The following is a 12531-nucleotide window of genomic DNA, read 5'->3' as shown; positions in this document are numbered from 1 at the left end:
TCAGTTATTGAAAAAGTGTTTATAACAATAACGAACGATTCAATACGTCAGTTGACAGAAGGTTCAATAAAAAAAGGTAAACACTTAATTTGTGTCTACCTTTTACTAAAGGAATTATTTTGTTTTTGTGAACACTTCGCCTAACTCTTTTGATCTTGAGATAGCACGAGTTACTGCTTTACACATGGCTTCTTGAGTCTTTTGTGCTTTAAGAACATTAATTCCAGCTTCTGTTGTCCCGTTAGGACTCATCACTTCTTCATATAACTCTTTTGAGGATTTGCTAGTAGATTGAAGTCTTTTTCCTACACCTATAATCGTTTGAGTGATGAATGCAGATGCTTCATCAGCTGTCAAACCAGCTTCTTTTGCGGCTTGTTCCATCGCTTCAACTAAATAATAAAAGTATGCTGGCCCGCTTCCTGCAAGCCCAGTAACAGCATCTAATTTATCTTCCTTTACAATTGTAACCGTACCTACAGAAGAAAATAGTTGTTCCACTTCGTGAAGCTGAATATCGGTCGCATGCCGGCCTTTTGTAATCGCAGTAGCAGAGGCACCAACCTTTGCTGATGTATTAGGCATTGTTCTAATGACACCGGCCTTACTTCCTAATAAGTCTTCAATATAAAAGGTAGGAATTCCGGCTAAAACGGAGACAAAAAGCTGATGGGAATTAGTCGCTTGCTGAATGTCCTCAATCGCTTCTTTCACGTGTTTGGGTTTCATCGCTAAGATGACAATATCTCCTTGCCGGATTGCTTCGCTACGGTCACTTGTCGTTTGAATTCCGTACGTATGTTCAAGGTAGTTTAACTTTCCTTGATCACTTAAGTTTGTGGCAATAATCTGTTGTGACTCGACCACATTATGCCTTACCAGTCCGCCAATGATTGATTCGGCCATTGATCCTGCACCTAAAAAAGTGATGGTTTTGTTTTGTAGCAACGATTTGCACCTATCCTTTCACTTGTCCCGTACCATGGACAATATATTTCGTTGATGTTAAAGCTTCTAGTCCCATTGGGCCACGGGCATGAAGCTTTTGTGTACTTATACCGATTTCAGCACCAAATCCGAATTCAAACCCATCAGTAAAACGTGTGGAAGCATTGTGATAAACTGCTGCAGCATCCACTTTATTCAAAAAGCTAGCAACATGTTCTGCATCTTCACTAATAATGGACTCAGAGTGTTTGGTGCCATACTGATGAATATGTTCAATTGCTTCGTCCAATGATTGAACGACTTTTAAGGCGACTTTTAAATCGAGAAACTCATCAGCCCAATCCAGTTCTTTGGCAGCCCCAATTCGTGAGTCATAGGATCTTGTTTTATCATCGCCAACAAAGGCAACATTCTTTTGGGCTAAAGCTTGCAGTAATGATTCGAAATGTTCATTCGCCCATTTCTCGTTTACAAGAATTGTTTCAACAGCATTACAAACAGAAGGACGCTGTGTTTTTGCATTCACAGCAACGGAGATAGCCATGTCCGCATTTGCATTATGGTCAATGTACAGGTGGCAATTCCCGACCCCTGTCTCTAGGACTGGTACCGATGCATTTTTGACAACTGACTGAATGAGTGACGCACCACCACGAGGGATAAGTACATCCAAATATTCATTTAAAGTAAACATTTCTGTAGCTGTTGCGCGACTAGTATCTTCAATGAGTTGAATGGCTTCAACAGGAATGCTTGTTTGTTCTAATGCACGTTGAACAACATTCACTAGTGCAGTGTTTGAATGAATGGCAGATGAACTTCCGCGAAGTAAGACGGCATTACCTGCCTTTAAACAAAGACTTGATGCGTCAATAGTCACGTTTGGTCTAGCTTCATAAATCATCCCGATAACTCCAAGTGGAACACGTACTTTCTGAATTTGTAATCCGTTTGGACGAAGTAGCGTTGTTAAATTCTCCCCAACTGGATCTGTGAGTGAGACCACCTGTCTAATTCCTTCTGCCATCTCTTCTAATCTTGTAGAAGTTAATGTTAATCGATCAATAATTCCTTCATTTGTTCCATTATCTCTAGCTTTTTGAATATCTTTTTTATTTTCATTTAGCAAGTATTCTTCTTCTTGTAGTAATTGTACAGCTATTGCTTCGAGAGCTTCATTTTTTTCAATGGTTGTTTTTGTGGCAAGTTCGCGTGCGCATTCGGCTGCTTTTTTGGCTTTTGTTCTTAATTCGTTCATCGTTTCATCGTCTCCTTTATATATGGTACCCATTCATTGCGATGAATGACAACAGGTTGTTTATGTTTTATGGTTGCTTTCGTTGTATCTTGCAGTCCTCGGAAATGGTTACATTCCTCTAGTGTCATATTGGCTTTTCCTTTACCAATAAGGGTGCCATTTTCGTTGACCACTTCAATGACATCACCAGTTGTAAACTGCCCCTTTACAGAAACGATGCCAACAGGTAGAAGACTTTTCCCACGATTTAAAAGAGCTTGTTCTGCCCCTTTATCAATCATTAGGCTGGCGGATATTTTTGAATGAAGTGCAATCCATTGTTTGGTTGTGGGCATAACCGTTTCATGTTGAAATGAGCCAATATATGTCCCGTTGCCCTTGCCTTCTAATATATCAATGAATGTATCTTGTTGTACGCCCTTTCCGATAAAGACGTTTACACCTAAAGTTAAGGCAGTTTGTGCTGCGCTCACTTTTGATTTCATTCCACCTGTCCCGACTTTTGAGGTTGGTTCCCCAGCAAGAGCGAGTAGTTCGTCCGTAATATACGGCAAATAGTGAATCTTTTTAGCATTTGGATTTGTTTGGGGGTTATCATCATAAAGGCCGTTTACATCGGTCATGATACATAACGTATTTGCATGAATTAACCCACTGACAAGGGCAGAGAGCATATCATTATCTCCAAATGTCAATTCCTCTATTGAAGTTGAGTCATTTTCATTAATAATCGGAATTGCCCCTCGTTTTAAGAGTTCCGTTAATGTGGAGTAGGCATTTCCATAGCGAGTTTCATCTGAAAAGTCTTGTCTAGTTAATAGAAGCTGAGCGGGTGTGAGCTGATGAATTCCAAATTGTTCGATATAGGCTTGCATCAGCATCGCTTGCCCCACCGCCGCGGCCGCCTGTTTGCCTGCAATTGTGACAGGGCGACTTGGGTAACCTAACGCCTTAAATCCAGCCGCAACTGCGCCAGAAGAAATGACTATTACTTCATGACCGTCTTTTTTAAGTTGTGCGATGGCTTTGACAAATTCAGTGACTTTTTCCATACTTAAAGCACCATGTTTTGTTGTTAATGAACTACTACCAATTTTAACAACGAGACGTTGTCGACTCATGATTCTCTCCTCATTTCAATTAATTAACTTTATAAAAAAATAAAAGCTCCCCCGTCCTTAAAATAAGGACGGAAGAGCTTAGTTCCGCGGTACCACCTTAGTTGGCAATATTGCCCACTCTTACCCGTATCGTGGGGAACGGTCAAGCTTAATAACATACAAATTAGAAAGCTGACTAGCTCAAGGGCAGGTTCTATGTCATTAGAGGTGATGACTCTTTCAGCCGGTGGAGTCACTCTCTATACACGTAATGATCATTTACTAATCCCTATCAGTGCTGTTTATCATGTTTTTTTCCATTATATGAGGGTGGCGCTTCAGAGTCAACTCTTACTCTAAAAAAAGAGGATTAGAATTTGAATTTTTAGCAAAAAACAGAAAAATGAATAAATTAGTGAATAGTAAGGAGTAGAGTATGAATACAAACAAAACCATTTGGATAACAGGGGCGTCAAGTGGACTAGGAAGAGACTTGGCAATTGAAGCAATAAAACAAGAATATACCGTTGTTTTACTAGCACGAAATATAAATAAATTAAGGGAGTTGAAAGATGTACTTAAGGAAAAAGGAGGTAAAGCATTCGTCTACCCGCTTGATCTTAGTCGTCCATTGATGGTGGAAGAAGTAACAGAACAGATCATGAAAGAGGTAGGGCAAGTTGATGTTCTAATTAATAACGCAGGGTTTGGAGTGTTTGACAAAGTTGAGGAGGCAAACATAAATGATGTTCAAGAAATGTTTTCTGTTAATGTCGTTGGTCTTATTGCATTAACGAAAGCGGTTCTTCCCTATATGGCAAAAATCAATCAAGGTCACATTATTAATATTGCCTCGCAAGCAGGCAAGCTTTCAACTCCGAAGTCCAGTGTGTATTCAGCGACAAAGCATGCTGTATTAGGGTTTACAAATGGATTGCGAATGGAATTAATGGATACAAATATTCATGTTAGTACGGTTAATCCTGGACCAATCAAGACCCCTTTTTTTGAGAGGGCGGATAAGGAAGGTACGTATGTTAATAATGTGAAACGCTGGATGCTAAATTCAGAGGATGTCGCTGTTAAGACAATTGAGCTTATCAAAAAACCGAAAAGAGAGCTGAACTTACCTAGCTGGATGAATGTAGGTTCAACTTTGTATCAAGTTATGCCTGGAGTGATCGAGAAAATTGCGGGAAGAAGATTGAATCAAAAATAAAAGGGGGAGACTTATGACGAATCGATATCATTGCTGTGCAACATGTACGCATTTTGGTGCAGAAAAGAAAGCAGGAAGAATGCAGTATCATTGTGTTCGGTTAGGTTTTGAAACAAAACCAGTTTATAAGTTTAATTGTTGGGAACCAAAAGAGCATGTGAAAAAGCTGATGAAAAAACGAAATCACTTTTATTTAAGTTGATGATTCTATAGTATATAAAAAGGAAGTTGACGTGGCTAGTTCATGCTTTTAAAATTGAAACTACCAAACTATTAACTAAAACCTGTTTAAGCACATAAAAAACACCTTAAACAGGAGTGGACTTTTCTAGAGGAAACTCTATTTTCACCACACTTTGTCATAGCACAGAGTGTGTTTTTTTTGTTTGAGTCCATTAAGAGAGGGAGATTGAAGATGTGGCATTATGCATGTTTTGTATTTTTAGCTGGTTGCTGCTTTGGGATCTTATCAACCTTTGTAAAGTTAGCGTATGAAGCTGGATTTACAGTTGGGGCAGTGACGGGAGGACAATTTTTGATTGGAACGGTCCTGATTTTCGTTTTGTCCTGTTTTACAAAAAGAAATAAATTAACGTTTAAGGAAATGAGAAACCTGCTTTTGACGGGTATACCAATGGGACTAACGGGAATTTTCTATTACCATTCATTACAAACACTAGATGCGTCATTGGCTATTATATTTTTGTTTCAATTTATATGGATAGGAGCTTTATTGGAATGGATTCTTGAGAAAAAAAGGACTTCACGTGAAAAAAAGGTGGCAATCTGTATTTTGTTAATAGGATCTCTATTTGCAACTGGCCTTTTGGTTGAAGGAAATGTTAGATTTTCGCTGAATGGGGCTTTGTGGGGAATACTCGCAGCTTTCTCGTTTGCAACATTTATATATGTAAGTGGTACGGTAGGAAGAGCCGTACCACCAGTACAAAAGAGCTCCTTTTTAGCTCTTGGTGGCTTTTTCATTGTTGCTGTATGGTTTCCACCTGTGTTTCTCTTAGAAGGATCAACAGTCATGGGGGTTTTTCCTTATAGCTTCGTCTTAGGATTGTTTGGTGTGGCGCTTCCTCCTCTTTTGTTTTCGATTGGAATGCCGCATATTGGGGCAGGACTTGGAACGATTCTATCTGCTTCTGAGCTACCTGTTGCCATTATTCTCTCAACAGTTGTATTATCCGAAACGATTCACTGGACCCAATGGCTTGGAGTGTTTCTTATTATATTAGGGATTGTTGTAGGAAACAGTAAACTTAAATTTAACAAGCCTATTACTGAAAAAGAGGAAGCGAGTCTGTAATACCAGAAACACTATTTTTTATAATGCAAAGAGCCGGCTAAAAGCAAGTTTTATTAAGAGACTGTTCTAGCTGGCTTTTGTTGCGCATTTTTAATAAAGAAAAAAATCATCACATTAGCCCAAGTTTCTGAATAGGATAGTTTATGGGTAGAGGGCCTAGTATGGACATTACAGAGAAAAGCTCGGTAGTAGTAGGAAGTCGGATTTCCGCTCTACTTGAGCACGAGAAAACTTCCCAAAAGGGGCTGATGATATATGTGTGGTATTACAGGGTGGATTGATTGGCGTCAAGATTTACGAAAAGAAGACAAACAAGTACGAAAAATGGCAGAGACACTTCATCGTAGAGGGCCAGACGATATGAATGTTTGGACATCGCCTCATGCTGCTTTTGGGCATGCACGTCTCGTAGTTGTTGATCCAGAAAATGGGATTCAACCAATGAGTCGTACTTACAAAAATAAAACATATACGATTGTTTATAACGGAGAGCTTTACAATACTGAAGACATAAGAAAAGAGCTTCTTGCAAGAGGGCATGATTTTAAAGGACACTCTGATACAGAAGTACTATTAAAGTCCTATATTGAATGGGGCCATCAATGTTTAGAGAAATTTAATGGCATTTTTGCTTTTGCTATTTGGAATGACAAAGATGAGAGCCTATTTATGGCTCGCGATCGTTTAGGGGTAAAACCACTCTTTTATACGGTGCGTAACGGCTGTTTACTTTTTGGTTCTGAGTTAAAAGCACTGCTTGCTCATCGAGATATTGAACCGATAGTCAAAACGGAAGGTCTTGCTGAAATTATGGGGCTCGCTCCATCAAGAACACCAGGTCATGGAGTGTACGATGATATTAATGAATTACGACCTGCTCATATGCTTATCTATGACCGGAATGGAGCGAAGATTAGTCGCTATTGGACATTAAAAAGCAAAAAACATATCCATACTGTAGAAGAAACTGCTGATCATGTTCGCTTTTTATTAGAAGATACAGTCGAACGACAACTATTTGCGGATGTACCAGTTGGGATGTTCTTATCAGGTGGGGTTGACTCAAGTGCGTTAACAGCTCTTGCTGCAAAAGTGTATGAAAAACAAGGAAAGGGATCGATTAAGAGTTATTCTGTTGATTATGACGAGAATGACAAATACTTTAAGGCCAATGATTTTCAACCAAATTCAGATGCACCATGGGTCAAAGTTGTCTCAGATGCACTTGGGACAGAACATTATAATAAAGTCATTTCCATTGATGAATTAGCTAATCGGCTAAAAGAAGCTGTTGATGTTCGAGATTTGCCGGGTATGGCGGATATTGATTCATCGTTAATTTGGTTTTGTCATGAAATTAAAGAAGATGTGACGGTTGGATTATCAGGTGAGTGTGCAGATGAAATTTTCGGGGGGTATCCTTGGTTTCATAAACCTGAAGTCATGAATATTGACGGTTTTCCGTGGATGCGCTCCATTGATGAACGGGAAAACCTATTAAATGATAAATGGAAAAAGAAATTAGACTTAAAGCAATATGTGTATCAACGTTATAAAGAAACGATTCAAGAAACTCCTACTTTTGATGAAGATACACCTGAAGAAGCAAGACGTAGAGAGATTTCGTACTTAAATATTATTTGGTTTATGACGAATCTTCTTGATCGAAAAGACCGAATGAGTATGGGGGCTAGTTTAGAAGTGCGAGTCCCATTTTCAGATCATCGTCTAGTTGAATATGTTTGGAACATCCCGTGGGAAATGAAGCAATTAGCTGGACGTGAGAAAGGAATTCTTAGAAAAGCACTGGAAGGCTTGCTACCAGATGATGTCCTATACCGTAAGAAGAGTCCGTATCCTAAAACCCATCATCCAAAGTATACGGCAGCTGTACAAAAAGGGATGAAAGAAGTGTTAGCTCAAAAAGATGCTCCAATTTTTGAATTTATTAATAAAGACGCTCTAAGAGAGATTGCCGAATCTGGAGGATTCCCTACAGGTCAGCCTTACTTTGGTCAATTGATGGCAGGGCCTCAGCTTCTAGCTCACTTTATTCAAATGGATTATTGGCTAAATACGTATAATGTTAAGATAAAAGAGTAAGTAGAGGCTACAAAAACTTCAGAATACGGGATGTCCCAAGGTTAAACAGACCATGAGACACCCCGTTCTAATTTGCAGATCCTTCTATCATTCTGTAGTAGAACCAGGAGAGACAATCGGTTTATATGAATTTACAAACAGCAAAAGGTCAAGCTGAAGATAAGCAAGAAATGTTTAATAATGGGGCTGATGCCATTTTAATTAAACCATTTAGTCCCCTTGAACTGATTGAAATTGTAAATGATCTATTGAAAAGCAGTAACTTAAACGATTAACGAAAATTAGTTAGTTGCATAGTGTATAAGAGGAGTTAAGGTGTGGCCGAGTCTTAATTCCCCCCTAGGGAGTCAGAACGACTAAAAAAGGTATTTCCTTTTTTAGTCGTTTTCATTTTTGTTATAGAGAAAGCTTACATTGTTCCAATTATGTCAAAAGAGGGTAAAATAGATGTAAAGTAAGTACATACTAATCGTGACTTGGAGGTCTAAGTTGATGGCAAATCGTACGGTAATCGTAACAGGAGCTGGACAAGGAATAGGGGAAGCAATCGCAAAAGCATATGGAGCGAATGGAGATCGTGTAATTGTGACAGATGTTAATGAAATGAAAGCACAAGAAGTAGCCACGAATATAATAGAAAATGGAGGAGAGGCTCATGCTCGATTCTGTGATGTAAGAAATGAAGAGCACATTTTAAAAATCGTTGCTATGGTTGAACAACAATATGGGGAAATTAATATCTTAATTAATAATGCTGGAGTTTCAAAGTTTAAGTCGCCCTTTGATCTAACAATAGAAGAGTGGGACGATATCCAACATACCAATGTTCGTAGTGTGTTTTTGTTTTCGAGAGAAGTGGCAAAAATCATGCGTAAACACAAGAAAGGATCGATCATTAATCTAGCATCAACGCGTGCAGAAATGTCAGAGCCTCATTCAGAAGCGTATGCGGCATCTAAAGGAGCCATCGTCGCATTAACCCATTCTCTTGCAGCTTCCTTTCAAGAGGACCGGATTCAAGTGAATTCGATTAGTCCAGGTTGGGTTCATACAGGAGAAAAATCAGAATTAAGACAAATTGATCATGACCAACATTTTTCAAAACGAGTTGGCGAACCGGATGATATTGCACGTGCCTGTCTTTTCTTAACAGATGAATCAAATCATTTTATTAATGGAGAAAATATTACGATTGATGGTGGAATGACACGGAAAATGATATATGAAAAATAGCAGGGTATCCCAAAAAGGGTACCCTGCATCAGTTTAGGTCTTTTGAGTTGGCCTCTTCTGTTCGGTTAAGCGATTTTTTTAGTTCCTGTATTTGCAGAATTGATTTGTTTTTCAGAACGTTGTTTAAACGAAGCATAACCAAAGAATACAGCTACTAACAGATATCCAACAGCAAAATCTCCAGCTGCATTAAATGCTAAAGCAGGTGCATGCATAAAGCCAATAAATGATAGGAAAGCAGCAATACAAGAGAAAATAATGGCTTGTTTAAAGTTCTTATCAATAATAGCTACCGTCATCGCCCCAAGTAAAATTGCAGTAAACATCGCCCCTTGACCAAGTGGTACAATTCCTTCAGAAATTCCGGCTACAACTTCACCTGCAGCGTTATTAAAACGAGTCATAACATAGTTAGCGAGGTAAGGTAACATGGCAATAGCAACAGCTGGATAATACTTCTTGTCATTAGATAGAAACGCTGTTCCAACCATAGACATTCCAACGAATACTAAAATTGGAGCAACAGCTGCAAGTGGAATAATAGCTGAGAAGGCTGCAATGACTCCAGTTATAGCTGCGAGCCCAAATACAATTGCATTTAAAATACTGTATCCACGACCCGCGCCCATTTGTTTTGAACCTACTGTTGCAATATAGACAGTTGTAGGGAATAAACCTCCGAAAAAGGCTCCAATCATTGTCCCGACACCATCTACTGCTTGACATTTACGTACATCATATGAATCACCAGCAGCTGCCATTGCATCAACATTGTTCATCGTCTCGATGGCATTATATAAAGTGATTGGAATAAGTACAGCCATTATCCCGATTAAGGCACCAAATAAATATGTCATGCCTTCAAAAGGAGCGAGTGTAGGTAGAATTGGATAGAAACCAATATTAGCTAGTCCATCTGTGATTTGACTTGGAGACTGATAACCAAGAGCAAATGCTAGAATCGTTCCTGTTAACACGGCAAACAACGATGCAGGGATTTTAAAAGGCATGGCAATTTTTGCTACAATTCCTACAAGAATTATTGCTAATGAAACAAGTCCTACTACGGGAATCGAGAACGTATTAAAGAGCATTTCACCTGCCACAAAGGTTAAAGCCACACCGGCAATTGCTCCAAGCATCGCAGCACGTGGCAAACGGTCACGTACCCAATTGCCACTAAAACTAACAAGCACTTCAACAAGTCCACTTAATAACGCTGCAGCAACCCCGATTTTCCAAGCAAGCTCAGGATCGCCAGTTAATGCATTTGCTGGTGCTAAGACCCCAAATAAAAATACAAACATAACTGGTGTACTTATACCATAAGAAAGAGCTGTCACGTCGGTTCGGCCTTCTTTTTCGGCTAATTGTTTTGCCATGTAAGCATAATACAAATTTCCGATCATAACAGCAACAGCTGCTCCTGGTATCACTTTTCCAAAAACAATACTAGCCGGGAACCCCATTCCGAGCATTGTAACAGCAATTACAACAAAGTTAGCTAAGTTATTTTGAAATAAAGCAAAGAATGCATCGGTATCTTCTTTTTTGTATAAAGGATAATGAATTGATTTTGTACTCATGGTGTCAGCTCCTTAGTTGTTGTTTGTAACAAGCTCGTCAACGAATGTAACATGTCCAGCTTTTAATTCATGAATTCTTGCTAGTGATTCTACACGATAGCCATCTTTTTCTAATTTTTTTCGACCGTCTTGAAATGACTTTTCAATCACAATGCCCAGACCAGCCACTTTTGCACCTGCTTGTTCGACAATGTCAATAAGCCCTAATGCAGCTTGCCCATTTGCTAGAAAATCATCGATGATCAAAACTGTGTCATTTGCATTGATGAAGTCTTTTGATACAGTAATGTCATTTGTCTCTCTTTTAGTAAAAGAATAAACTTGGCTATTATATACATTCTCATTCATAGTTAGTGATTTTTTCTTTCGTGCAAAGATCAATGGCGTATTAAGACTTGAAGCAGCCATAAAACTAGGCGCGATCCCTGATGATTCAATGGTTAAAACTTTTGTAATTCCATCTTTTTTAAACAAACGGGCAAACTCCTCACCTACAGCGGCCATTAGATTAACATCTACTTGATGATTTAAGAATGTATCGACTTTTAGTACCTCGGATGAGAGAACGTTTCCTCTTTCGCGTATCGCTTGTTTTAATTTTTCCAACTAATTCAACTCCCTAAAAATTCAAATAAAAAAACGGATACCAAGGCATCTGTTGAAAAACGAGTGACCTTGATATCCGTCTTATTTAATGGATAGAAAACGACATATCTTTGCACTCGTAGTCAAGCCATTTACGGCAGCCTGGTAGAAACTTTTGGGCCATATCCCCAATTTTATACGAGTTTTTTATTTGATTGTTTGTGTCTACGGGTAAGTATAGATGAAATGAATAAAAATTGAAAGAGTTTTTTTGATAATATACGAATAAACATGTTGTTTTCTGGAGATTCGTTCGTTTGATGGGCGAAATAAGGAAGGGGAAGAAATAAATGTAAAGAAAAGTAGATAGAAATGCTTGTAGTGAGGGAGGAGAAAAGTGCCAGGGTAGGTAATTAGTGTAGCTTTGTAAAAGCACGGCGTTCGGCATATTCTAGACATTTCTCACATACATAGATTAAGTCGGTCGAATTTTTTTGATATTTTCGCATGAATGGAGTGGTTTCCTTGCAAAAATAGCAAGACTTCTTTCTGAAAAAACGTAGAATATTGTTAAGCACAAAAATCACCTCAGCATTTTAAAGAGTAATATTACTAAAGGATAGTATTTGATTGAACGTCCTTTAATAAGCCTCGTTTGATTAATTCATCTTTTAATAATGAGATAAATTCTTCATCTAATTGTAAACTTACAGATTGTTTATAGGCTTCAAGAATGATCTGATCTTCTAATAGCGTCAACATGTAATACCTTCCTTTGCTATTTGATTTTTTTTACTTTGTCTATAAGTCATATTACCCTAGTTATAAAGGATTTAATAGTTACTTTGTCGGAATTTTTAACATACAAAATTTTCCTTATGTAATAGTTCATCATAACAATGTCGAATTATATAGGTCTATAGACTCATATGGATGATTGGGAGATGCCTCTCTCTAGCTCACTTAACTTAATAAGACATTATAGCTAAGTGAGGAAGCCACTGAAAAGGGAAACCCCTTTTCATCACCCTCAGAGAGAGGTACTCTTATATCAAATTAGCAAACGTAAGCAGATCCAACGATCACTAGTAGAATGAATAAAACTACAATTAATGTGAATCCTCCGTAATTTCCGTAACCCATAATTGTCATCTCCTTTCTTCCTGTTCATCACATCATATGAA

At 38.4% G+C, this 12531-nt stretch carries 13 protein-coding genes, 1 riboswitch and 1 other annotated feature; of the genes, 6 read left to right on the top strand and 7 right to left on the bottom strand.

Annotation, left to right across the window (positions count from 1 at the left end; genetic code table 11):
- Positions 1 to 114: 114 nt before the first annotated feature.
- From proC to proB, 3 genes are read right to left on the bottom strand one after another with little or no spacing between them, the layout of a single operon-like run.
- Complete coding sequence (proC, locus tag LQ50_RS00235) at positions 115 to 948, bottom strand: pyrroline-5-carboxylate reductase (protein ID WP_034624872.1); 834 nt, start codon at positions 946 to 948, stop codon at positions 115 to 117.
- 10 nt (positions 949 to 958) lie between these two features.
- Complete coding sequence (locus LQ50_RS00230; RefSeq protein WP_034624870.1) at positions 959 to 2206, bottom strand: glutamate-5-semialdehyde dehydrogenase; 1248 nt, start codon at positions 2204 to 2206, stop codon at positions 959 to 961.
- Complete coding sequence (proB, locus tag LQ50_RS00225; RefSeq protein WP_034624869.1) at positions 2203 to 3327, bottom strand: glutamate 5-kinase; 1125 nt, start codon at positions 3325 to 3327, stop codon at positions 2203 to 2205. Before proB ends, LQ50_RS00230 begins: the two co-directional genes overlap by 4 nt.
- Positions 3328 to 3388: 61 nt before the next feature.
- Positions 3389 to 3611: a binding site (T-box leader), on the bottom strand.
- Between the two features lie 131 nt (positions 3612 to 3742).
- Here proB and LQ50_RS00220 point away from each other — a divergent pair.
- The 6 genes from LQ50_RS00220 (at position 3743) to LQ50_RS00200 (ending at position 9176) form a co-directional block, all read left to right on the top strand.
- A complete protein-coding gene (locus tag LQ50_RS00220) occupies positions 3743 to 4525 on the top strand; it encodes an SDR family NAD(P)-dependent oxidoreductase (RefSeq protein WP_034624867.1) in 783 nt (260 codons plus the stop codon).
- A 13-nt stretch (positions 4526 to 4538) separates the two neighbouring features.
- Complete coding sequence (locus LQ50_RS00215; RefSeq protein ID WP_034624865.1) at positions 4539 to 4727, top strand: hypothetical protein; 189 nt, start codon at positions 4539 to 4541, stop codon at positions 4725 to 4727.
- Between the two features lie 207 nt (positions 4728 to 4934).
- The gene (locus LQ50_RS00210; RefSeq protein WP_034624863.1) at positions 4935 to 5840 is read left to right on the top strand and encodes an EamA family transporter; all 906 of its coding nucleotides are present in this window, start codon (positions 4935 to 4937) and stop codon (positions 5838 to 5840) included.
- A 255-nt stretch (positions 5841 to 6095) separates the two neighbouring features.
- Positions 6096 to 7943, top strand: a complete 1848-nt coding sequence (gene asnB, locus LQ50_RS00205) for an asparagine synthase (glutamine-hydrolyzing) (protein WP_034624862.1) — start codon at positions 6096 to 6098, stop codon at positions 7941 to 7943.
- A 125-nt stretch (positions 7944 to 8068) separates the two neighbouring features.
- Entirely contained in the window at positions 8069 to 8218 is a 150-nt protein-coding gene (locus tag LQ50_RS25280; RefSeq protein WP_161784641.1) for a response regulator transcription factor, read from the top strand.
- 217 nt (positions 8219 to 8435) lie between these two features.
- Entirely contained in the window at positions 8436 to 9176 is a 741-nt protein-coding gene (locus LQ50_RS00200) for an SDR family NAD(P)-dependent oxidoreductase (protein WP_034624860.1), read from the top strand.
- Positions 9177 to 9241: 65 nt separating this feature from the next.
- On the opposite strand, the gene LQ50_RS00195 is transcribed toward LQ50_RS00200, so the two are convergent.
- From LQ50_RS00195 to LQ50_RS24715, 4 genes are all read right to left on the bottom strand, one after another.
- Complete coding sequence (locus LQ50_RS00195; RefSeq protein WP_034624858.1) at positions 9242 to 10762, bottom strand: SulP family inorganic anion transporter; 1521 nt, start codon at positions 10760 to 10762, stop codon at positions 9242 to 9244.
- Between the two features lie 12 nt (positions 10763 to 10774).
- A complete protein-coding gene (locus LQ50_RS00190) occupies positions 10775 to 11368 on the bottom strand; it encodes a xanthine phosphoribosyltransferase (RefSeq protein WP_034624857.1) in 594 nt (197 codons plus the stop codon).
- A gap of 99 nt (positions 11369 to 11467) precedes the next feature.
- A riboswitch (purine riboswitch) is annotated at positions 11468 to 11569 on the bottom strand.
- A gap of 390 nt (positions 11570 to 11959) precedes the next feature.
- On the bottom strand, positions 11960 to 12109 hold the full coding sequence (gene sda / locus LQ50_RS24720; protein ID WP_084138568.1) for a sporulation histidine kinase inhibitor Sda: 150 nt from the start codon (positions 12107 to 12109) through the stop codon (positions 11960 to 11962).
- A gap of 294 nt (positions 12110 to 12403) precedes the next feature.
- A complete protein-coding gene (locus LQ50_RS24715; RefSeq protein ID WP_084138567.1) occupies positions 12404 to 12499 on the bottom strand; it encodes a YjcZ family sporulation protein in 96 nt (31 codons plus the stop codon).
- Positions 12500 to 12531 lie beyond the last annotated feature (32 nt).

The organism is Halalkalibacter okhensis, assembly GCF_000787375.1.
In the GTDB taxonomy this organism is placed as follows: domain Bacteria; phylum Bacillota; class Bacilli; order Bacillales; family Bacillaceae_D; genus Halalkalibacter; species Halalkalibacter okhensis.
Note: the sequence above shows the minus strand (reverse complement) of the source record. Positions and strands in the feature narration are given on the sequence as shown.